This is a genomic window from Pseudomonas sp. LBUM1676 (assembly GCF_059695605.1).
Genome location: NZ_CP166777.1, coordinates 4,873,490 through 4,894,071 on the forward strand (window position 1 = coordinate 4,873,490; position 20,582 = coordinate 4,894,071).

Consider the following 20,582-nt stretch of genomic DNA (forward strand, 5'->3'; position numbering starts at 1 on the left):
GATCGAGGATCGGCATCATGGGCAAACGTCACCCCAACCTTCCCGCCTGGCAATGGCGAGCGTACCCCAACAATCATCAGCACCCGACCAACCTGGTGCTGCACCTGATTGCCGTACCGCTGTTCATCGTCGGGTTCCTGCTGATTGCATGCGGGGTTTTCAGCCTTAACCTGGCCAATTTCGCCATCGGCGTTATCGGCGTGTTGGCTGCCCTGGGCCTGCAACGCCACGGTCACCGCCTGGAGGCGCAAACCTCCGAGCCGTTCAGTGATCGCCAAGATGCGGTGTCGCGCTTGCTGGTCGAGCAGTTCCTGACTTTCCCGCGGTTTTTCCTCAGCGGCGGCTGGTGGCGCGCGTGGCGTGAGCGCCACCGTCGTCACTGATTCAGGCGAAAATCGTCACGGTCTGCCGGCTCATGGCAATCAACTGACCTTGGGCGCTCCACAACTTCGCCGCGGCATGACCGTAGCCGTCAGCGGCGTGTTCGATTTCAACGAGGTATTTGCACCAGTCCAGCGTGCTCAGTTCAAGCAATGGCTGGACGAATTCAATGGTCCAGGTCAGCGTGCTGCCCATCGCCGGTTTGCTCAGGTGCGGCAACAGCGCCGGTGGCCAGGCGTCAACCAGCGCCAGAATATGCGACTCGTTGACCGCCTCTTCCTTCACGTCCCCACGCAAACGCACCCAGCCGCCCATGTCGCGCGATTTGTTACCAGTGAACGGCAGCCCGCCGACACTCCAGCGCATCGCCAGATGACGCATGAACTCCGGGGTCACGCCTTTGATATAGGGCAATTCCTGGCAGTCGTCCCAGTGTTTCATTTCCGGCGCCGGGTTGGCGGTCACAGCCACTTCGGAGGGACGCGAGGCACCGAAACTGCCCTGGATCAAGGTCACCACCTGGCCCTTCTGAATCGCCCGGCCCAGCACCTGGCTCACGGCCTTGCCTTCGCGCAACACATCGACTTCGAAGCTGACCGGCACTTCGGGCTCTACCGGCCCGACAAAGGTGATCGCCAGCGATCGCACCGGACGATCCGCCGGCACCTTGGCGCGCATGGCTTCATATTGCAAAGCGGCCACCAGGCCGCCAAAGCTGGCGCGACCCTGTGCCCATTCGGCCGGGATAGACAGCTCCAGCGGCTGGCTGCGGACGGCGTCGAGCAGATCGGAAAAGCGCATGAAAACCTCAAAGGCAGGAAAAGGATGTAAGGATCTTAACCAGCCGGCGAGGACGGCACAGCGCTTATTCTGGCCAAATTGACTGACAGATAAGCCGCACTCGGCTCGAACACTGATTCCTTTGCCCAACACAAAACAAATGTGGGAGCGAGCCTGCTCGCGAAAGCGGTCTGTCAGTCACATCTGTTCTGGATGTGCTGCCGCCTTCGCGAGCAGGCTCGCTCCCACAGGGGTTCAGCGTTGCCCATACCTATATTGGTAAGGCCCTTTTCCTATGCATCTCTCAGGATTTGAAGCAGGCGGCGCTGAATTTGTCGAGGACACGGTCGGCGCGTGCTTCGGCCATGGCAAGGGCGGTTTTCCAACCGGCCACACAAGGTTGCAAATCCGCTTCCTCTTCAGCCCTGGCCAGCCATTGCCAGCAATCGTGCCAATCGCCCAGGGCGCCCTGGGCGGATTTCAACCTGGGCATGGCCGCCTTCGGTAAACGGTCCAGCTCGGGATAGGCTTCGATGCCATAGCGCACGCGCTTGATCAACAGGCGCAGACGATGGCGATCATGGGCAGGATCATGCAGCGCCTTATCAAGCTTTTTCCATTGCTTGGCCAGGCGCTTTTCGATGCGGGTGCGCAGGCCCTTGAGCAAGCCCTGTCGCTGGGCAGCCCGCAAAAACCGCGGAAAAGCGTCGAGGATCATCAACAATTGCGCCAGCTCGGGACTGGCCGCTACTGCCGGATAGGCCTCGGCCATCTGCGCCATGCGTCGATGCGCCGCCGCCGGTTGATCATGCTCGAGCAAATACGCCGCCAGCACTTCGCGGTCGCGCAATGGCGTGGACAGGTCACCGACTGCGGACGCCGCCGTTTCCAGCTGTTCGACGCCGGGCAAGCCGCGCAATGGTCGCAGCAGACTGCGCAAACGGCGAACAGTGGTGCGCAGGTCGTGCAGCGCTTCAGGGTCGGTGCGGGCACTCAAGCGCGCCTGGCAGGCCAGCAACCGAACTTCCAGGCCCAGGACTCGAGCCACCAACCGATCAACCAAGGCAGACATCACTAGCTCCCTGAATCGAATTTCCCCAATGGCTGCATCATGCCTCAACGGCCGGCGCGGGACTCACGAATATAGAACCGCGCCTTCTCGGCCTTCTTGGAGCAGCCTTCGAATGCTTCGAATTGCTGCTGGGTCTTGGCGCCGGTCAACAGCGACAGGGCCTTGGAGTAACTGACGGTCCCGGCCAAACCTTCGGCCTTGGCCAGGTCCAGTTCATGCCACGCGGCATCGATCCCGCTGGCGCAGCTGTCGCGATAAGCAGTTTTGCCGGCACAACCGGCGAGTGCCAGCGCAATCAGGGGCACGCAGATCCAGGCTTTCATCAATTACACCTCAAAGATAGGTAAACAGTCGTGCAGGTAAGACGGTCTGGCGCGTGAAAAGTGCCTTGACCCCGCCGCGCAAACTGCAGCGCCGGGAAGAATACTCATCTACCGCCATGGAGTGTCGAAAAAACGACTTGTTACACCGCCGAGCGACCTTGGCGATTGAAGCACGCCCCTCGATGGGTGCATTGTTGAACCTTCAGACGAGGGCGATTAATGAAAAAGCGTGTCGCACTGGTCCTGGGCTCAGGTGGGGCCCGGGGCTATGCCCATATCGGGGTCATTGAAGAGATCGAGCGGCGTGGCTACGACATCGCCTGTATTGCCGGTTGTTCCATGGGGGCCGTGGTCGGCGGGATCTACGCCGCCGGTAAACTCAACGATTATCGCGACTGGATCGAGAGCCTCGATTACCTCGATGTGTTGCGCCTGGTGGACGTCAGCTTTCGCCTGGGCGCGATTCGCGGGGAGAAGGTCTTCGGGCAAATCCGCAAGATCGTCGGCGAAATCAATATCGAAGACCTGCGCATTCCTTACACGGCGGTGGCCACCGACCTGACCAACCAGCAGGAAATCTGGTTCCAGGAAGGTTGCCTGCACCAGGCCATGCGCGCCTCGGCGGCGATCCCCAGCCTGTTTACCCCGGTGATGCAAGGCAATCGCATGCTGGTGGACGGCGGGATCCTCAACCCCTTGCCGATCGTGCCGGTGGTGTCGAGTCATTGCGACCTGATCATCGCGGTCAACCTCAACTCCACCAACCAGCGCCACTATCAACTGCCGGTGATCCAGCGCCCCGCCGCATTCAAGACCCGATTCGACAGCCTGATCAATTCGTTGGGATCGAAAATGCCATTTCGCCGCAAACAGGCGGAACAATTACTGTTGCTGGAAAAGGAAGCGTTGCTGGCGGAGGCTGCCGAGATCAATCCCTGGATCGAATCCGCCGAACCTGAAGCCCAGCAACCGGCGGCCGCCCCTGAACGCGACGGCGCGCCGAAGTCCGCTACCGGTTCGTTCATCATCGACAACGTGGGCCCGGCGTCGTTGCTGGATTTGATCAACCAGAGTTTCGAGGTGATGCAGACGTCGTTGGCGCAGTACAAGATTGCCGGGTATCCGCCGGATATCCTGATCAACGTACCGAAGCGGGTATGCCGGTTTTTCGAGTTCTACAAGGCGCCGGAGTTGATCGCGTTGGGGCGGGAGATTGCGCGGGATACGCTGGATCGGTATGAGAATGATCAGAAGCGTGATTCCTGAAGTTTTCGGTTGGCTGTAAGGGCCCCTTCGCGAGCAAGCTCGCTCCCACATTGGAATGCTTTCCTCCTGTGGGAGCGAGCCTGCTCGCGAAGAGGCCGGAACTTTCAACACTGTAACTAAAGACCACCCTCACTCAACAACCGATACCCCACCCCCGCCTCAGTCACGATAAACCGCGGCCGGGTCGGATCATCCATCAGCTTCTGCCGCAGATGCCCCACCACAATCCGCAGATAATGACTGTCTTCGGTATGGGTCGGCCCCCAGATATCCTTGAGCAATTGCTGCTGGGTGATGACCCGCCCCGGATGCCTGGCCAGTTGCGCCAGCACCGCGTATTCCTTGCGGGTCAATGCCACTTCGACGCCGTCCAGCAGCACCCGGCGATACGCCAGGTCCACGGTCAACGGGCCGAAGGTCAGTGCCGCGTGTCGGGCTTCACCCGCCGGAGCCTGGCGCAACAAGGCACGCACCCGCGCCAGAAACTCCTGGATGCCGAACGGCTTGGTCACGTAGTCATTGGCGCCGCCATCGAGGGCTTGGACTTTTTGCCCTTCATTGGCACGCACCGACAGCACCAGCACCGGCACCGTCGACCATTCGCGAAACTCGCGCAGGACTTGCTGACCGTCCATGTCCGGCAACCCGAGATCAAGCACCAGCAGGTCCGGCTTGTTCAACGCCGCCTGCGCCAGACCTTCCGTGCCGGTGCCGGCTTCCAGCACCTTATAACCTTGGGACGCGAGGCTGATGCGCAGGAATTTGCGGATCTGCGGTTCGTCGTCGATGACCAGGATGGTCGTGGTCTGGCTCATGGTTTCCGTTCGAGGCAAGAGGAGATGCAAAGGGTATCAGGCTTCACTTTCAGCGCTCATATTCAGTTGTCGATTTCAGCGTCTGGCTGTTCCTGCAAGGGCAAGTGCAGGGTGATGCAGGTGCCACGCCCCTGTAGGCCGTCGGCAACGCTGATCCGCCCGCCATGGGCACCGACCATGCCCTGACAGATTGCCAGCCCCAGCCCCGTACCCTGCCCGCCACGATCGCCGCGCGCAGCGGTGTAGAACATGTCGAAAATCTTCGCCCGCTCCTCCTCCGGAATTCCGGGTCCTTCATCGCTCACCGAGAAAAACAGCTCGCCGCCGTCGGCCCCGGCGCACAATTGCAGGCGCCCGTGAGTCGGTGAAAAGCGTGCAGCGTTCTCCAGCACGTTGACCAGCGCCTGCTCGATCAGCGCGGCGTGGACAAACAGCAGCGGCAACTGCGCCGGCACTTCGGTGCTGACCTGCAACGGCGCCAGCACCGCACGCAGGCGATTGAGCGCACTGCCGACGATGTCCGCCGGCGATACCCAGTCCCGCGCCAGCTTCAGTGCGCCGTGACCGAGACGGGTCATGTCCAGCAGGTTTTGAATGTAGCGATCAAGGCGTTCGGCCTCATCACGAGTGCCTTCGAGCAACTCCCGGCGATCCTCCAGCGGGATGGCTTCACCGAGGGCCAACAGACTGTCGATGCTGCCGCGCATGGAGGTCAGCGGCGTGCGCAAATCATGGGACACCGAAGCCAGCAAGGCGCTGCGCAGTTGTTCGGTTTCGCCGTGCAGCCGCGCCGCTTCCAGATCCTCGGCCAATTGCGCACGGGCCAGCGCCTGGGCCAGCGGCTGGCTCAACGCGGTCAACAAACGCCGACGCTGGCCGCTCAAGGCCTGACCTTCCCTGGCACACACACCGAGCAGCGCCAGCGGGCCGTCTTCCACCGACAGCGGCCACCACCACCAACGGCCAAACGGTAATGTACCGGTCCCGGCGCCCGCCGGCTGATCGTGTTGCCAGGCCCAATCGGCAGCGGCGCGTTCGGCTTCGGAAAACTCCAGCGGGCCACCGGTTTCGACTTTCCAGCCACTCTGCCCGTCGCGATTGAGCAGGCACACTTTCAGACCGGTCCAGCCGTCGAGGTGCTGGGCCGCCGCGCTGACCACCGCCTGGCGGTCGGTGGCGGCGGTGAGTTTGCGCGACAGGTCGAGCAATTCCGTGGTTTCTTCCTGGGTGTCGCGCAACGCCTGCAATTGCCGGCGCTGCCGGGCCGCCAGGTTGCCGGTGAGCGCCGCCATCAGCAGGAAGAACAGCAAGGTCAGCACGTCTTCTTCGCGCTGGATGCTGAGGGAGAAATTCGGCGGAATGAACAGAAAGTCATAGGTCAGAAACGACAACGCCGCACAGGCCAACGCCGGACCGAGGCTGCTGCGCACCGCCACCAGTAACACGGCGGCCAGGAACACCAGCGAGATGTTCGGCAGCGGCAAAACACTCGCCACCGCCCAGGCCAGCGCACTGGCCAACACCGTTGCCACCACCGCCAGGGCATAGTCGAACCAGGCCAGCGACTGTACCGGGCGCTGGCGCGGCTGATGCTGTTCGTGGTCACTGTCGATGACGTTGATTTCCAGGCCGCGGGCATTACGCAGCAAGCGTGACGCCAGGCCACCGCCGAACAAGCGTCGACGCAAACGCTGTCGGGACTGGCCCACCAGCACCAGGCTGGCACGGCGTTCGGCGGCGTGCTGGATCAGGGTTTTCGCCACCTCGCCGGCCCGCAGCAACACCACTTCACCGCCGAGGCGTTCGGCCAGTTGCTGGGCGCTTTGCAAGCGCAAGCGAGATTGCTCGTCGCGCACGCTGCCGTTGTCCACATGCACCAGGCTCCAGGGCAGATGCCGACGCTGGGCGACGCGGCTGGCGTGGCGCACCAGGCGTTCGGCCTGGGCATCGCCATCGACGCCGACCAGCAATCGACCGCGCACCGCCGGTGCGGCCTGGCCAAGCTGACGATAGCCCTGGGCCAGATCGTTATCGACCTGGGCGGCAGCGGTCTGCATCGCCAGTTCGCGCAGGGCGGTGAGGTTGGTCTGGGTAAAGAACGCGTCGATCGCCGCCCGCGCCTGCTCCGGCACGTAGACTTTGCCATCGCGCAGGCGCTCGAGCAGCTCCCGCGGCGGCAGGTCGACCAGCAGCAATTCGTAGGCTTCCTGCAGCACCCAGTCCGGCAAGGTTTCGCGAACCTGCACCCCGGTGATGCCGCGCACCTGGTCATTGAGGCTTTCCAGGTGCTGGACGTTGACCGTGGTAAACACGTCGATGCCGGCGGCGAGCAGTTCCTGGACGTCTTGCCAGCGCTTGGCGTGACGACTGCCGGGGGCGTTGCTGTGAGCCAGCTCATCCACCAGCACCAGTTTCGGTTTGGCTGCGAGCAAGCCGTCGAGGTCCATTTCTTCGAGTATCACGCCGCGGTATTCCGAACGCACCAGAGGTTGCTGCGGCAAGCTGCCGAGCAGTGCTTCGGTTTCGGCGCGGCCGTGGGTCTCGACCACCCCGGCGATGACTTTGACGCCCTGACGCAGCTGGGTGTGGGCTGCCTGCAGCATGGCGTAGGTCTTGCCGACACCCGGTGCGGCGCCGAGGAACACCTTGAGCCGGCCACGGCCATCCCGGGGCAGGTCTGCTAACAGCGCGTCGGCGCGGCCGGAGTTGCTCATGCTTGGAGATCTCTTTATTCAGGTAGTGATGGGGTGTCTGGCAGGCCGTCTTCGCGAGCAAGCTCGTTCCCACATTGGATCTGTGAATGCTTAAGATCCCCTGTGGGAGCGAGACCGGCTTGCCGGCGAATGGCCGCACTGCAGATCTAAAGTTTTTCCAACGCAGCATTCAACTCAAGCACATTCACCACCGGCGGCCCCACCAACGGCTTTTCAATGTGCGCCTCCAGCAGCTGCTGAAGCGTCGACACCGGCAGATTACGCGCCGCCGCCACTCGCGCCAGTTGATAGGCAATCGCCGCCGGTGGCAAGTGCGGATCAAGCCCGCTGCCGGAGGTGGTCAGCAGCGCCAAAGGCACCGGCCCCTGGCCCGGCACCCGCAGTTTATTGGCCTCATCGATCACCCGAGCGGCCAGCGCCGGGTTGCTCGGCGAAAGGTTACTGGCACCGCTCGACACAGTGGCAAAAGCACCCGCCGATGGCCGTGGATGGAACCAGGCATCACCGGCGAAATCCTGGGCAATCAGCGCCGATCCGCGGACCTTGCCATCGGCGTCGCGCACCAGGCTGCCATTGGCCTGATCCGGGAACGCGACCTGGGCGACGCCGGTGACCACCAAGGGGTAGGCGACGCCCGTGATCAGGGTCATCAGGACCAACAGGCTCAGGGCCGGACGTATCATTGTGGACATTGCAAAATCCTCGAATTCATTAGATATCCACCCTGTAGGAGCGAGCTTGCTCGCGAAGAACCAGAGGGCGCCGCGTTCATCCAGACAGTACGCGTTATCGTTAACGCTCATCGTCGGAACGCCGCCCGGAGCAAGCTCGCTCCTACAAGGGGGGGTCGGTCAAACCAGATGCAACCCAGTCAACAACATGTCGATCGCCTTGATGCCCACGAACGGCACCAGAATCCCGCCCACCCCATAAATCAACAGATTGCGTCGCAGCAACGCCGCCGCACTCGCCGCCTGCACCCGCACACCGCGCAAGGCCAGAGGGATCAGCACCACGATGATCAAGGCGTTGAACACGATCGCCGAGAGAATCGCACTCTGCGGACTGCTCAACTGCATTACATTCAGTACGCCGAGTTGCGGGTAGATCGAGGCGAACAACGCCGGCAGGATCGCGAAGTATTTGGCCACGTCGTTGGCAATCGAAAAGGTCGTCAGGGCGCCGCGGGTCACCAGCAGTTCCTTGCCGATCTGCACCACGTCCAGCAACTTGGTCGGGTCGCTGTCGAGGTCGACCATGTTGGCCGCCTCGCGCGCGGCTTGCGTGCCGTCGTTCATCGCCATGCCGACGTCCGCCTGGGCCAGGGCCGGGGCATCGTTGGCGCCGTCGCCGCACATGGCGACCAGGCGACCGTCATTCTGTTCGTGGCGAATGCGCGCCAGCTTCTTCTCCGGCGTGGCTTCGGCCAACACGTCATCGACGCCCGCCTCGGCCGCAATCGCCGCCGCCGTCAGCGGGTTGTCGCCGGTCACCATGACCGTGCGGATGCCTAGCTTGCGCAGCTCGGCGAAACGTTCGCGGATGCCCGGCTTGACCACGTCCTTGAGGTGGATCGCGCCGAGCAGTTTGCCGTCGGCACAGACCAGCAATGGCGTGCCGCCGCTCTGGGCGATCTTGTCGATTTCACGGGACAGGGCCGGCGCCAGATCGGCACGTTTCAGGCCGACGAATGCCAGCAGTGAATCCACCGCGCCTTTGCGATATACCCGGCCCTGATAATCGACACCGGACAGGCGCGTCTCGGCACTGAACGGCACCGCCGTCAGCACTTCGGTGGCCGGCTCAGGCTGTGGATGAATCCCGCGCAGGTACTCGACAATGGACTTGCCCTCCGCCGTGTCATCGGCCAGCGAAGCGAACAGCGCGCCTTCGGCCAACTCCCCGGCGCTGACACCTGGCGCCGCATAAACCGCGGTGCAACGACGATTACCGAACGTGATGGTGCCGGTCTTGTCCAGCAGCAGAACGTGCACGTCCCCCGCCGCTTCCACGGCGCGACCGGATTTGGCGATGACGTTCAGGCGCACCAGACGATCCATCCCGGCAATGCCGATGGCGGACAGCAAACCGCCGATGGTGGTCGGGATCAGCGTGACCAATAACGCCACCAGGAACACCAGCGGCAGGCTGCCATTGGCGAAGTGGGCGAAGGGTTGCAGGGTGACGACCACCAGCAGGAAGATCAGGGTCAGGCCGATCAACAGGATGTCGAGCGCCACTTCGTTCGGGGTCTTCTGACGTTTGGCGCCTTCGACCAGGGCGATCATGCGATCGAGTGTCGACTCGCCAGGGTCGGCGGTAATGCGCACCAATAGCCAGTCGGAGACCAGCCGGGTGTTGCCGGTGACCGCCGAACGGTCGCCACCGGACTCGCGAATCACCGGTGCGGATTCACCGGTGATCGCCGCTTCGTTGACCGCCGCAATGCCCTCAATCACCTCGCCATCACCGGGGATCATCTCCCCGGCTTCGACGCGTACGACATCGCCCTTGCGCAAGCTGGCGGCGGGCACCACCTGGAAAGCGCCGCTGCTGGTCTTGCGCCGGGCGCTCAGGCCTTCGCTGCCGGCCTTGAGGCTGTCGGCGCGAGCCTTGCCGCGCCCCTCCGCCAGGGCTTCGGCGAAGTTGGCGAAGAGCACGGTGAACCACAGCCACAGCGCGATTTGCGCGGCGACAAAGGTCGGCACGGCGTTGTCGGGAATGAAGCACAGCACGGTGGTGAGGATGGCGGTCAGCTCCACCACCAGCATCACCGGTGCACGCTGCAATTGCCGTGGGTCGAGCTTGACGAAGGCTTGCACCAGCGCCGGGCGCCACAGGGCCGAGATTGCGGTTTTCGGTTGTTCCGGGGCCTTCACGACGGCGGCTTTGGTTACGGGCATATTCATCATCCTGCTCCTAAAATAAAGAGGCTCAGAAGCCCATGCTCAGATGTTCGGCAATCGGGCCCAGCGCCAGGGTCGGCAAGAACGTCAAACCACCCACCAGCAAAATGGTCACGGTCAGCAAGGTCACAAACAGCGGGCCATGGGTCGGGAAGCTGTTCTGGCCGATCGGCGCGGTCTTCTTCATCGCCAGGCTGCCGGCCAGGGCCAGTACCGGCAGGATGTAACCGAAGCGACCGATCAACATGCCCAGGCCCAGCATCAGGTTGTGGAACGCCGTATTGGCGCCGAAGCCACCAAACGCCGAACCGTTGTTGGCACTGGCCGAGGTGTAGGCGTAAAGCAACTGACTGAAACCATGGGCGCCGGGATTGCTCACCGCTGCGACCGGGCCAGGCAGGCTCGCGGCAATCGCACCGAGCACCAGCACGCCTACCGGCATTACCAGCAAGGTCACGACCAACAGTTGCACTTCCTTGGCTTGCAGCTTTTTGCCGAGGTATTCCGGCGTGCGACCGATCATCAGGCCGGCGAGGAACACCGCGATCAGCACGTTGAGCAACATGCCGTACATCCCGGCGCCGACGCCGCCGAAGATCACTTCGCCGACCATCATGTTGACCAGCGCCACCATGCCGCTCAGCGGGTTGAGGCTGTCGTGCATGCCGTTGACCGAACCGTTGGACGCCGCGGTAGTGGTCACCGACCAGAGCACCGTGGCCGTGGTACCAAACCGCGCTTCCTTGCCTTCCTGCGGTGCGGTCTGTTCGACGGCGACGTTGTTCAGGGTCGGGTTCGGCTGGGATTCGGCCCACAGCGACGTCGCGCCACCGATCAGGAACAGCGCCAGCATGCAGGCGATGATCGCGCGGCTCTGACGCAGGTCCTTGACGTAGTGGCCGAAGGTGAACACCAGCGCCACCGGGATCAGGATGATCGAGGCCACCTCGAACAGGTTGCTCCAGGCCGTCGGGTTCTCGAACGGATGCGCCGAGTTGACGCCGAAGAAGCCACCACCGTTGGTGCCCAGTTGCTTGATCGCAATCTGGCTGGCGGCCGGGCCGAGTGGGATCACCTGATCGACGCCTTGCATCGTGACCGCATTCACGTACTGCGCGAAAGTTTGCGGCACACCCTGCCAGACCAGATACAACGCCAGCAGCAGACACAGCGGCAACAAGCCATAGAGGGTGGCACGGGTCATGTCGACCCAGAAGTTGCCCAGGGTCGCACTCGACTTGCGACCGATACCGCGACACAGCGCCACCAATACCGCCAGGCCGGTGGCGGCGCTGACGAAGTTTTGCACGGTGAGACCGATCATCTGGCTCAGGTAGCTCAGGGATGCTTCACCGCTGTAGGCCTGCCAGTTGGTGTTGGTCATGAAACTGATGGCCGTGTTGAACGCCAGGGTCCACTCCTGACCCGGCAAGTGCTGCGGGTTGAGCGGCAAGTGGTCCTGGAACAACAGGATCGTGAACAACAGCAAAAAGCCCGCAACGTTGAAGGCGAGCAAGGCCAGGGTGTATCGCTGCCAGCTCTGTTCGGCCTGCGGATCGATGCCGGCCACTTTGTAGCACCCGCGCTCGACCGGTCCCAGGATCGGGGTCAGCCAGGTGCGCTGCCCTTCCATGACCTTGTAGTAAAACCGCCCGAGAAACGTCGCCGGAATCAGCACCACGGCCAGGAAGGCGAGGATCAGCCAATAGTCATAACTGTGCATGGCCGCTCCTAGTTCCGGTCCGCGCGCAACAGCGCAACCAACAGATAAATGAACAGCCCCACTGCCAGTAGCAGTGACACTCCGTCCAGAACGCTCATGGAAATTCTCCGTGTTACGGCGTATTGCCGCGTGTGCAGTCATTGTCGGCAGGGAGGCTGTAAAGGAGCGAGATCGAGGGGGGTGGCGGGGTATAAAGAAAGCGTAAAGAATGGGGTGATGACTATTGCCGGAATAATACCCATGAACGTAATCACCACCGATCTTCCCGGTGTTCTGATCATCGAACCGAAAGTCTTTGGAGATGAACGTGGTTTCTTTTACGAGAGCTTTAACGCCAAGGCTTTTGAAGATGCCACTGGCCTGCACGTTCAATTCGTTCAGGACAATCATTCGCGCTCGCAAAAAAACGTATTGCGCGGGCTGCATTACCAACTGGAAAACACCCAAGGCAAATTGGTTCGCGTGACGGCCGGTGCAGTACTCGATGTAGCCGTGGATATTCGCCGCAGCTCGCCGCACTTCGGCAAATGGGTCGCTGTGCACCTGTCCGCCGAAAACCATCGCCAGCTCTGGATCCCGGAAGGTTTCGCCCACGGTTTTGTGGTGTTGAGTGATTTCGCCGAGTCTCTCTACAAGACCACCGATTACTACACGCCCTCTGCCGAGCGCAGCATCCGGTGGGACGATCCGGACCTGGCCATTGACTGGCAACTGGACGAAGCACCGCAACTGTCCGCAAAGGATCAGGTTGCGAAGTTCTTCAAGGACGCTGACGTCTTTTGCTGACCCTGAGCGATCACAAGCAGTTGCACCTCCTCGTTCCTGCCCACAAGCTATGTCCATTCGCGTTATCGACTTACTGAAAAAGGCTGGCCAACATGCGTATTCTCATTACCGGCGGTGCCGGCTTCATTGGCTCTGCCGTGATTCGCGAGCTGATTCGGCACACCGAGCATGAAGTGCTCAATCTGGACAAGCTGACCTACGCCGGCAATCTTGAATCGCTGAGCAGCATTGCCAATGACACTCGCTACGAGTTCGTTCAAGCCGATATCGTTGATCAGGTGGCCGTCAGCGCGGTACTGTCACGTTTCCAACCGCAGGCGATCATGCACCTGGCAGCGGAATCCCACGTCGACCGTTCCATCGACGGTCCTGCGGATTTCATCCAGACCAACATCGTAGGCACCTACAGCCTGCTGGAAGCCACTCGTGCCTGGTGGCAAACACTCGCCGGGCCGGAAAAAATCGCCTTCCGTTTTCATCACATTTCCACTGACGAGGTCTACGGCGACCTGCATGGCACCGATGATCTGTTTACGGAATCGACGCCCTACGCGCCGAGTTCGCCCTACTCCGCCAGCAAAGCGGCAGCCGACCACCTGGTCCGTGCCTGGCAGCGCACCTATGGCCTGCCGGTGCTGCTGACCAACAGCTCGAATAATTACGGACCGTTCCACTTCCCCGAAAAACTGATTCCGTTGTTCATCCTCAATGCCTTGGCCGGTAAGCCGTTACCGGTGTACGGCGACGGCCTGCAAGTTCGCGACTGGCTGTTCGTCGAAGATCATGCCCGGGCACTGCTCAAAGTGGTGACCACGGGCGTTGTCGGCGAGACCTACAACATCGGCGGGCACAACGAACAAAAGAATATCGATGTGGTGCGAAGTCTCTGCGCCCTGCTCGAAGAGCTGGCACCGCACAAGCCTGAAGGTGTCGAGCACTACGCCGACCTGATCACGTTCGTCCAGGATCGTCCTGGCCATGACGTGCGTTACGCAATCGATGCCAGCAAAATCGAACACGAACTGGGCTGGGTGCCCGAAGAGACGTTCGAATCCGGCCTACGCAAAACCGTGCAGTGGTACTTGAATAACCTGGAGTGGTGCCGTCGTGTTCAAGATGGCAGCTACCAGCGTGAACGCCTCGGCACCCTCAATTCCAGGGAGCTGCTCGCATGATTAAAGGTATTGTTTTGGCGGGTGGCTCGGGCTCACGCCTGCATCCGATCACGCTCGGGGTGTCCAAACAGCTGTTGCCGGTCTACGACAAACCGATGATCTATTATCCGATTTCGGTGCTGATGCTGGCCGGTATCAAAGACATCCTAGTGATCTCTACTCCGAACGACCTGCCTCAATACCGCAATTTGCTGGGTGATGGCAGCCAGTTCGGGGTCAGTTTCAGCTATGCCGAGCAATCGTCACCGGATGGACTGGCCCAGGCTTTACTGATTGGCGAAGCGTTCATTGGCGATGATTCCGTGTGCCTGATCCTCGGCGACAATATCTTCCATGGTCAGTACTTTAGCGAGCAGTTGCAAAAAGCGGCAACACGCTCTTCTGGCGCCACCATATTCGGCTATTGGGTCAAGGATGCGGAACGCTTCGGTGTGATTGATTTCGACAACCAGGGCCGTGCCCTGTCGATCGAGGAGAAGCCGAAGATACCGAAATCCAGCTATGCCGTCACCGGCCTGTATTTCTACGACAACGATGTGGTCGAGATCGCCAAATCGATAAAACCTTCGTCTCGCGGCGAGTTGGAGATCACCGACGTCAACAATGCGTATCTCAAACGGGGCGATCTGCAGGTCGAACGCTTCGGCCGGGGTTTCGCCTGGCTCGACACTGGCACCCATGACAGTTTGCTCGAAGCCTCTCAGTACGTGCAGACCATCGAACATCGACAAGGCCTGAAAGTCGCCTGCCTGGAAGAGATCGCTTATGAAAAAGGCTGGATCAACCGCGAGCAGCTGCTGGAGCGGGCTCGCTACTTTGCCAAGACTGGATATGGTCAGTACTTGGCCAAGCTGGCCGGGCAAGCACATGAATGGGATTGAAATCGAACAGCGCGGTGTAACTGTCTTCGGTGAACGCTTGCAAGAGGCTGATCTGCTTTCATGAGAATTCTCATCAGCGGCCAACATGGCCAGGTCTCGCGTGAGTTGCAGCGTCGACTGGGGGTTGTCGGCGAGTTGATCGTGCTGGGTCGCTATCAACTCGACCTGACGCAGCCCGATCAGATTCGCCAACAGGTACAAAATATTCGTCCAGATCTGATCATCAACGCGGCGGCCTATACCGCGGTCGACCTGGCTGAAAGCGAGCCGGACACAGCCTTTGCCGTTAACGCGGTAGCCCCCGGCATCTTCGCCGAAGAAGCGCTGAAGCTCGGCATCCCGTTGATTCACTACTCCACAGATTATGTATTCGACGGCATGAAGGTGGGACCTTATAACGAACACGATGCTCCAAATCCGCTCGGGGTCTACGGCAAGAGCAAGCTGGCGGGTGAGCGGGCAATCACTGATGTGCAAGGCAAACATCTCATTCTGCGTACCAGTTGGGTCTACTCGACCCATGGCCGCAATTTCCTGCTGACGATGCAACGCCTGATGCAAGAGAGACCGGAGGTACGTATTGTCGCCGATCAGCTCGGGACGCCTACCTGGGCAGGCACCATCGCCAACAGCACCATGGCCCTGATCGAACGCTGGCGGGAGGGTGAGACCGCTAATTGGGGTACCTATCATCTGACCGCGCAGGGTGAAACCTCCTGGTTCGGCTTCGCCCAGGCCATTGGTGAAGGATTACGGCAACAGGGGAAGCCTTGCGCCACTCTGCTGCCCATTCCCTCCTGCGATTATCCGACGCCGGCGAAACGGCCGCTCAATTCACGCCTTGATTGCAGGCGCTTGCTACTTGATTGGGGCGTCATTCAACCCGACTGGCAAACTGCGCTGCGCGAGTGTCTTGCCGAGCAAGGCTAAACAGAATGTTTGCCGATGCATCGGCGGATGCAATGTCGACGAACCTCAAAGGAGGTTCGGCGTGTACGGCAGATCAGGCATAGAATGGAACCACCGCGAAACTAAATCGCTCAAAGTGGTATGCACGATCGATTGGCGAAACCCGCCAACCGGCCTGCCCTAAAGGAGAGCCCTATGCCCTGGTATGCCTGGTTGATTCTGATCGTTGCTATTGGCTCGATCGTTGGCGGTTTGATGATGCTGCGCGACACCGCCAACAAGGTCGAACTGACCGAAGAGCAGCGCAAGCGCATCGCCGAACGCAACGCGGAAGCGGATGCCAAGGATGCGCAGGACCGCTGATTTCCAATGATCAAAAAATCGTCCGAAGGCGCGGCCCGCGTTCGGACGATCTTTGCGATTTTTACTGCTCCCAATCCGCCTTGGCAATGTGCAAGCCATGCATCCCTTTGTACGCCGCCCGCTCCGGCTGGCTCCAGCCCGCAAGCAATGAATCCTCCAACCGATAGATCTCCACCCCAAGCGGTCGACATACGCTCAATGGATCCTGCGCATCCGGCCCCCACATGGCCAGCGACAGATCGCCGCCCGGGCAGGTCGACAGCGCACACAGCAGATCGATTTCGGCAAAGAACTCCAGGTAGTCGCCCTTCTGTGCCGGACAGGCTTTCATGAAGTACATGTCGTCGTGATTCAACCCGGTGCACTGGAAAATGTTCAGCACGTCATGCACATCGAACTCGGTCAAGCCATGGGGCAACACCGCACGGGTCAGGTTTGAATGACAGTGATGATGAAAGTCTTCACCGGTGAGCATTTTGTTCACATAAGGATCGCAACGGGTGCCGAGCAAATCGTGCAGGCGACCACCGTGCTCGTCGATACCATAACCGGCAAGGCTGTCATCGGTGATGGTCACCAGCGGCCGCAGAAACGGCAGGTTCGACCAGAGCCGGTCATGGGTGCTGACATGCGCGCCTTGCAGCTGTCGGGTACGTGCCGCCCACAAGCGTTCTCGCGGGTCGTTGGCGTTCCACACATTGAAATCCCCGACTTGCGGCCCGACCGGCGTAGTCACGCGAAACACATGCCCGGCCGGCACCTTCCATGCCCGCCCGGTGCGGATCGGCACTTCAAAGGTCTCGATCAGGGTGCGCCCATCCTTCGAATCGCGGATCCGTTCGTAGAACGCGGTGTCTACCTGCAAGGCCGAGCCTTTGCTGACTTGATAGGCCGCCGGATAGTCTTTGTACATGGCACATCCTCAATCAGTGATGGGAAATCGGGGCAAGCATTTGCAGCAGGAGCTGCTCGGAATCGTCGAGATACAGGCTCATGGCATCCTCGGCCGCACGCTTGTCGCCCTCGACCAGCCATTCATGGATCTGTCGGTCACGCGCGAGCCAAGGCGCCTGAAATTGCGATTCGTCAGGCGCGGTGCAGAACACCAGGCGCAATTGCGCGACGACATTGGTAAAAAACTCATCGAACATCGGGCTGCGCAATAGCCCCACTATGTGTTGATGAAACGCGAGGCTGTGGGTTCCGACGGCGCGCCAATCCTCTCGCTCCCGGGCCAGCTCGGTGGCTTCCAGGGATTCGCACATCCGGTCGGACTGATAGTCGCGCAACGGTTGACTCGCGCTGATGGCTTGCAACTCCAGGGTGCGACGAACGTTGAACAAATCCCGCACATCCTCGACGCCCAGCCGACGAACCATCACCCCCTTGTTGCGCACATAACGGGTCAGACCTTCCTGCCCCAGGCGGTGCAGCGCTTCGCGAATAGTATTGCGAGACGCGTTGTAGGCCGTCACTAGCTCGTTTTCCACCAACGCCATTCCGGGCAACAAACGACCGCCAATAATGTCGGCGCGCAACTCCAAAGTAATGTGGTCGGCCAGGGACAATCCGCTGCTCATAGTTGTTACCTTGTGATTGTTCAACAATCTTCAATCAACAAATAATCACTATTCGTGCCAATTAGTTGAAAGCTTCAAGACGAAGTTGGACGCATCTGCATGCTTTTTAGCAGTAGAAGTACAGTCACCATTTAATTTTCATTGGTTAAGATGGTGCATTGTTGCGGAGATTCGAAATGCGTTACTCGCAGGACCATAAAGCTCAGACCCATAAACGTATCATCGAGGAAGCATCAGCGCGTTTTCGTCGCGATGGTATTGGCGCAACCGGCCTGCAGCCTCTGATGAAAGCGTTGGGTTTGACTCACGGCGGCTTCTACTCGCATTTCAAGTCCAAGGACGAACTGGTAGAAAAAGCCCTGCAAGCGGCGGGTGATCAGGTAGATGTTATTTGCGCCGAATTGTTTGCCCAGGATCAACCACTGGAAACATTCATCGACGTCTATTTGTCTGAATGGCACCAGACTTCACCGGATGAAGGATGTCCGCTGCCGACCATGTCGTCGGAACTCGGCCTGCGCGGACAGCCAAGTCCGACCTCTGACGCGGTGCTCAACGCACGGCTCGACCAGGTGCAAGCCACCCTCGAAAGCGAAGACGCCGCCGACCGCGCCATCGTCATCATGTCGACCTTGGTCGGGGCGCTGCTGCTATCGCGCAGTGTCGAAAATCCGCAGTTCGCCCAGCGGATCCTCGACATCACGCGCGCCTATCTCAAACGAACCCGGGATTAACCTTGCCAGCGTTTGAACAGCACGCTGGCGTTGACCCCGCCAAACCCGAAGCCGTTGGACAGCGCATACTCGATGGCCATCGGCCGCGCCTGGCCATGGACGATGTCCACGCCTTGGCTAGCGGGGTCCGGGTTATCGAAATTGAGGGTGGCCGGCACCACCTGATCGCGAATCGCCAACAGCGTGAAGATCGCCTCGATTCCCCCTGCCGCACCGAGCAGATGTCCGGTGGCAGATTTGGTCGAGGTCACCGCAATTTTGTTATCCGTGCCGAACACTGCCTTGATGGCCGCCAGCTCCCCCAAGTCCCCGATGGGCGTCGAGGTCGCGTGGGCATTGAGATGCTGTACCTGCGCCGCTGAAATTCCCCCCTGAGCCAACGCCAGCGACATCGCCCGCTGCGCTCCGCTACCATCCTCGGGACCTGCGGTCAGGTGATAGGCATCGGCGCTGGTGCCGTAGCCGACCAGTTCGGCCAATGGTTGAGCACCGCGAGCCAGAGCATGCTCCAAGGACTCAATCACCAGCAGCCCGGAGCCCTCACCCATGACGAAGCCATCGCGACCACTGTCGAACGGCCGCGAAGCACGCTCCGGAGTGTCGTTGTAAGCACTGGACAAGGCGCGGGCTGCGGCAAATCCGGCGAGACTGACGCGATCGATCGCCGCTTCCGCGCCGCCGCACACCGCAATGTCCGCCTCACCGCAACGAATCAACCGCGCCGCATCACCAATCGCCTGAACCCCGGCAGCGCAGGCCGTCACCGGAGCACCCAACGGCCCCTTGAACCCGTGCTGAATCGAAACATGACCCGCGGCGAGGTTGACCAGAAACGAAGGAATGGTAAACGGCGACAATCGACGCGGACCACGACTGTCGGTGGTCCGCACCGCATCGGCAATCGCCCCGAAACCGCCCACGCCGGAACCGATAATAGTCGCCGTACGTTCCTGGGCATTGGCGTCCAACGCCTGCCAGCCCGCTTGCTCAAGCGCCTGACGAGCCGCCTCCATGGCAAACAGAATGAAGCGGTCCATCTTCTTCTGCTCTTTAGGCGAGGTGGCCCGGTCGGGATCAAATCCCGCCTCGGCGTCCTCTGCCAACGTCGGAACCGCACCACCGACCCTGGTCGGCAGATCGGCAACCACCTCATCGGGCAAATTGCGCACCCCGGAACGCCCTGCCAACAAACGCTGCCAGACGGCTTCGACACCGCTACCCAACGGAGACACCAGGCCCATGCCTGTCACAACCACTCGACGACCACTCATACTGCAATTACCTCAAGCCAATGGATGGCGCCTCACTTGTAACGCGAGGCGGCCTTGCTTTTGGAAAGGTTCGGCGCCATCACAAGACGCGCCGCAACGAAAGCATCCCAGTCGGCGGCATCCGGCAACGAAGGGATGGTGATCAACTCGCCCTGATCCAGCCCCGACAACGCCGCATCGACCATCTCCCCCGCCTCCATCACCATATCCGCAGGGATCTGGGTCGCATCGATACCGGAACGCTCCCAGATCTCGGTGCGCGTAACACCCGGCAACACGGCTTGAACCTTGACCCCGGTGCCATCCAGCTCGGCGTTCAACGACTGGGTCAGACTTAACACATAAGCCTTGCTGGCGCTGTAAGTTGCATTGAAACGCTCGGGAAACAAGGCCACCACCGAGCCAATGTTGATGATCGTCCCCCGGCCCGCCTTGGCAAAACTGGCCGCCGCTGCCGAAGCCAGTCGAGTGACCGCCGTGACGTTCAGCTGAATCAAGCGCTCCAGCTGGTCCATGTCGGCGTTGGCCAGCAAACCGTCTGCTGCAACGCCTGCATTGTTCAACAGCAGACTGATACTCGAATCGCTGCGTAGGCGCTGTTCAAGCTTCAGCACATCGTCCTTTTGCGTCAGGTCCGACTTGAGCACCTCGACATGTACGCCATGCTCGGCGCGCAGCTTGGTCGCTGCCGCATCCAGCCGCTCCTGATCGCGAGCGACCAACAATAAATCAAAACCACGTGCAGCCAAGCGCTCGGCGTAGATGGCGCCGATGCCCGAGGAGGCACCGGTGACGAGGGCTGTTCCTTGGGTTTGGACGGAATTCATGACTGTGCTCCGGGACAAGCTTGAAAGGAAAGCTAGCGCCTGGGTTCAGAACGCTTTGCCAGAAAGTCGTTATATT

General features: G+C 60.8%; 21 protein-coding genes. 8 read left to right on the forward strand and 13 right to left on the reverse strand.

The genetic code is table 11. The features are described from left to right. Window positions 1–17: 17 nt before the first annotated feature. Window positions 18–383, forward strand: coding sequence for a terminase (locus tag ACA041_RS22430; RefSeq protein ID WP_497437744.1), 366 nt, complete (start codon window positions 18–20; stop codon window positions 381–383). 1 nt (window position 384) lies between these two features. Here the strand turns inward: ACA041_RS22430 and ACA041_RS22435 are convergent, their stop codons facing one another. The 3 genes from ACA041_RS22435 to ACA041_RS22445 all read right to left on the reverse strand — a co-directional run bounded on the left by ACA041_RS22435 (window position 385) and on the right by ACA041_RS22445 (window position 2,556). Then, window positions 385–1,182 carry an acyl-CoA thioesterase gene (locus ACA041_RS22435; protein ID WP_497437745.1) on the reverse strand — a complete coding sequence of 266 codons (798 nt, stop codon included), beginning with the start codon at window positions 1,180–1,182 and terminating at the stop codon, window positions 385–387. Between the two features lie 283 nt (window positions 1,183–1,465). Further along, the gene (locus tag ACA041_RS22440) at window positions 1,466–2,233 is read right to left on the reverse strand and encodes a CHAD domain-containing protein (RefSeq protein WP_497437746.1); all 768 of its coding nucleotides are present in this window, start codon (window positions 2,231–2,233) and stop codon (window positions 1,466–1,468) included. 44 nt (window positions 2,234–2,277) lie between these two features. Then, window positions 2,278–2,556 (reverse strand): hypothetical protein, encoded by a 279-nt coding sequence (locus ACA041_RS22445; protein ID WP_497437747.1) that lies wholly within the window; start codon window positions 2,554–2,556, stop codon window positions 2,278–2,280. Between the two features lie 219 nt (window positions 2,557–2,775). Here ACA041_RS22445 and ACA041_RS22450 point away from each other — a divergent pair, with 219 nt between their 5' ends. Further along, window positions 2,776–3,822 (forward strand): patatin-like phospholipase family protein, encoded by a 1,047-nt coding sequence (locus ACA041_RS22450; RefSeq protein ID WP_497437748.1) that lies wholly within the window; start codon window positions 2,776–2,778, stop codon window positions 3,820–3,822. 116 nt (window positions 3,823–3,938) lie between these two features. Here ACA041_RS22450 and ACA041_RS22455 read toward each other — a convergent pair whose 3' ends face one another. From ACA041_RS22455 to kdpF, 6 genes are all read right to left on the reverse strand, one after another. After that, window positions 3,939–4,637, reverse strand: a complete 699-nt coding sequence (locus tag ACA041_RS22455; RefSeq protein WP_497437749.1) for a response regulator — start codon at window positions 4,635–4,637, stop codon at window positions 3,939–3,941. Between the two features lie 62 nt (window positions 4,638–4,699). Beyond that, window positions 4,700–7,351, reverse strand: a complete 2,652-nt coding sequence (locus ACA041_RS22460; protein WP_497437750.1) for a DUF4118 domain-containing protein — start codon at window positions 7,349–7,351, stop codon at window positions 4,700–4,702. Between the two features lie 146 nt (window positions 7,352–7,497). Continuing rightward, window positions 7,498–8,043, reverse strand: coding sequence for a potassium-transporting ATPase subunit KdpC (kdpC, locus tag ACA041_RS22465; protein ID WP_497437751.1), 546 nt, complete (start codon window positions 8,041–8,043; stop codon window positions 7,498–7,500). 159 nt (window positions 8,044–8,202) lie between these two features. Continuing rightward, window positions 8,203–10,260 (reverse strand): potassium-transporting ATPase subunit KdpB, encoded by a 2,058-nt coding sequence (kdpB, locus tag ACA041_RS22470; RefSeq protein WP_497437752.1) that lies wholly within the window; start codon window positions 10,258–10,260, stop codon window positions 8,203–8,205. 25 nt (window positions 10,261–10,285) lie between these two features. Then, window positions 10,286–11,980: a potassium-transporting ATPase subunit KdpA gene (kdpA, locus tag ACA041_RS22475; RefSeq protein ID WP_497437753.1), complete on the reverse strand. Its 1,695-nt coding sequence runs from the start codon at window positions 11,978–11,980 to the stop codon at window positions 10,286–10,288. An 8-nt stretch (window positions 11,981–11,988) separates the two neighbouring features. Continuing rightward, window positions 11,989–12,078, reverse strand: a complete 90-nt coding sequence (kdpF, locus tag ACA041_RS22480) for a K(+)-transporting ATPase subunit F (RefSeq protein WP_007899818.1) — start codon at window positions 12,076–12,078, stop codon at window positions 11,989–11,991. Between the two features lie 142 nt (window positions 12,079–12,220). Here kdpF and rfbC point away from each other — a divergent pair, with 142 nt between their 5' ends. From rfbC to ACA041_RS22505, 5 genes are all read left to right on the forward strand, one after another. Then, window positions 12,221–12,766: a dTDP-4-dehydrorhamnose 3,5-epimerase gene (gene rfbC, locus ACA041_RS22485; RefSeq protein ID WP_497437754.1), complete on the forward strand. Its 546-nt coding sequence runs from the start codon at window positions 12,221–12,223 to the stop codon at window positions 12,764–12,766. A gap of 92 nt (window positions 12,767–12,858) precedes the next feature. After that, a complete protein-coding gene (rfbB, locus tag ACA041_RS22490) occupies window positions 12,859–13,941 on the forward strand; it encodes a dTDP-glucose 4,6-dehydratase (RefSeq protein ID WP_497437755.1) in 1,083 nt (360 codons plus the stop codon). Continuing rightward, a complete protein-coding gene (gene rfbA / locus ACA041_RS22495; protein WP_497437756.1) occupies window positions 13,938–14,822 on the forward strand; it encodes a glucose-1-phosphate thymidylyltransferase RfbA in 885 nt (294 codons plus the stop codon). Before rfbB ends, rfbA begins: the two co-directional genes overlap by 4 nt. Window positions 14,823–14,882: 60 nt before the next feature. Further along, window positions 14,883–15,752 (forward strand): dTDP-4-dehydrorhamnose reductase, encoded by an 870-nt coding sequence (rfbD, locus tag ACA041_RS22500; RefSeq protein ID WP_497437757.1) that lies wholly within the window; start codon window positions 14,883–14,885, stop codon window positions 15,750–15,752. 174 nt (window positions 15,753–15,926) lie between these two features. Next, entirely contained in the window at window positions 15,927–16,094 is a 168-nt protein-coding gene (locus tag ACA041_RS22505; RefSeq protein WP_497437758.1) for a DUF2897 family protein, read from the forward strand. Window positions 16,095–16,155: 61 nt separating this feature from the next. Here ACA041_RS22505 and ACA041_RS22510 read toward each other — a convergent pair whose 3' ends face one another. Then, window positions 16,156–17,007: an urea carboxylase-associated family protein gene (locus ACA041_RS22510; protein ID WP_497437759.1), complete on the reverse strand. Its 852-nt coding sequence runs from the start codon at window positions 17,005–17,007 to the stop codon at window positions 16,156–16,158. Between the two features lie 13 nt (window positions 17,008–17,020). Beyond that, window positions 17,021–17,674 (reverse strand): GntR family transcriptional regulator, encoded by a 654-nt coding sequence (locus ACA041_RS22515; protein ID WP_497437760.1) that lies wholly within the window; start codon window positions 17,672–17,674, stop codon window positions 17,021–17,023. 176 nt (window positions 17,675–17,850) lie between these two features. Between ACA041_RS22515 and ACA041_RS22520 the strand changes: the two genes are divergently transcribed. Continuing rightward, on the forward strand, window positions 17,851–18,408 hold the full coding sequence (locus tag ACA041_RS22520) for a TetR/AcrR family transcriptional regulator (protein ID WP_497437761.1): 558 nt from the start codon (window positions 17,851–17,853) through the stop codon (window positions 18,406–18,408). Here the strand turns inward: ACA041_RS22520 and fabF are convergent. Both fabF and ACA041_RS22530 read right to left on the reverse strand, forming a co-directional pair. Further along, a complete protein-coding gene (fabF, locus tag ACA041_RS22525) occupies window positions 18,405–19,679 on the reverse strand; it encodes a beta-ketoacyl-ACP synthase II (RefSeq protein ID WP_497437762.1) in 1,275 nt (424 codons plus the stop codon). The two genes, ACA041_RS22520 and fabF, sit on opposite strands and share 4 nt — an antisense overlap. 32 nt (window positions 19,680–19,711) lie before the next feature. Next, complete coding sequence (locus ACA041_RS22530; protein WP_497437763.1) at window positions 19,712–20,506, reverse strand: SDR family NAD(P)-dependent oxidoreductase; 795 nt, start codon at window positions 20,504–20,506, stop codon at window positions 19,712–19,714. Window positions 20,507–20,582 lie beyond the last annotated feature (76 nt).

Bases quoted from the DNA above. Each gene is read 5' to 3' on its own strand.
- ACA041_RS22430 (WP_497437744.1), top strand. From the start codon at position 18: ATGGGCAAACGTCACCCCAACCTTCCCGCCTGGCAATGGCGAGCGTAC.
- ACA041_RS22435 (WP_497437745.1), bottom strand. From the start codon at position 1,182: ATGCGCTTTTCCGATCTGCTCGACGCCGTCCGCAGCCAGCCGCTGGAG.
- ACA041_RS22440 (WP_497437746.1), bottom strand. From the start codon at position 2,233: ATGTCTGCCTTGGTTGATCGGTTGGTGGCTCGAGTCCTGGGCCTGGAA.
- ACA041_RS22445 (WP_497437747.1), bottom strand. From the start codon at position 2,556: ATGAAAGCCTGGATCTGCGTGCCCCTGATTGCGCTGGCACTCGCCGGT.
- ACA041_RS22450 (WP_497437748.1), top strand. From the start codon at position 2,776: ATGAAAAAGCGTGTCGCACTGGTCCTGGGCTCAGGTGGGGCCCGGGGC.
- ACA041_RS22455 (WP_497437749.1), bottom strand. From the start codon at position 4,637: ATGAGCCAGACCACGACCATCCTGGTCATCGACGACGAACCGCAGATC.
- ACA041_RS22460 (WP_497437750.1), bottom strand. From the start codon at position 7,351: ATGAGCAACTCCGGCCGCGCCGACGCGCTGTTAGCAGACCTGCCCCGG.
- kdpC (WP_497437751.1), bottom strand. From the start codon at position 8,043: ATGTCCACAATGATACGTCCGGCCCTGAGCCTGTTGGTCCTGATGACC.
- kdpB (WP_497437752.1), bottom strand. From the start codon at position 10,260: ATGAATATGCCCGTAACCAAAGCCGCCGTCGTGAAGGCCCCGGAACAA.
- kdpA (WP_497437753.1), bottom strand. From the start codon at position 11,980: ATGCACAGTTATGACTATTGGCTGATCCTCGCCTTCCTGGCCGTGGTG.
- kdpF (WP_007899818.1), bottom strand. From the start codon at position 12,078: ATGAGCGTTCTGGACGGAGTGTCACTGCTACTGGCAGTGGGGCTGTTC.
- rfbC (WP_497437754.1), top strand. From the start codon at position 12,221: ATGAACGTAATCACCACCGATCTTCCCGGTGTTCTGATCATCGAACCG.
- rfbB (WP_497437755.1), top strand. From the start codon at position 12,859: ATGCGTATTCTCATTACCGGCGGTGCCGGCTTCATTGGCTCTGCCGTG.
- rfbA (WP_497437756.1), top strand. From the start codon at position 13,938: ATGATTAAAGGTATTGTTTTGGCGGGTGGCTCGGGCTCACGCCTGCAT.
- rfbD (WP_497437757.1), top strand. From the start codon at position 14,883: ATGAGAATTCTCATCAGCGGCCAACATGGCCAGGTCTCGCGTGAGTTG.
- ACA041_RS22505 (WP_497437758.1), top strand. From the start codon at position 15,927: ATGCCCTGGTATGCCTGGTTGATTCTGATCGTTGCTATTGGCTCGATC.
- ACA041_RS22510 (WP_497437759.1), bottom strand. From the start codon at position 17,007: ATGTACAAAGACTATCCGGCGGCCTATCAAGTCAGCAAAGGCTCGGCC.
- ACA041_RS22515 (WP_497437760.1), bottom strand. From the start codon at position 17,674: ATGAGCAGCGGATTGTCCCTGGCCGACCACATTACTTTGGAGTTGCGC.
- ACA041_RS22520 (WP_497437761.1), top strand. From the start codon at position 17,851: ATGCGTTACTCGCAGGACCATAAAGCTCAGACCCATAAACGTATCATC.
- fabF (WP_497437762.1), bottom strand. From the start codon at position 19,679: ATGAGTGGTCGTCGAGTGGTTGTGACAGGCATGGGCCTGGTGTCTCCG.
- ACA041_RS22530 (WP_497437763.1), bottom strand. From the start codon at position 20,506: ATGAATTCCGTCCAAACCCAAGGAACAGCCCTCGTCACCGGTGCCTCC.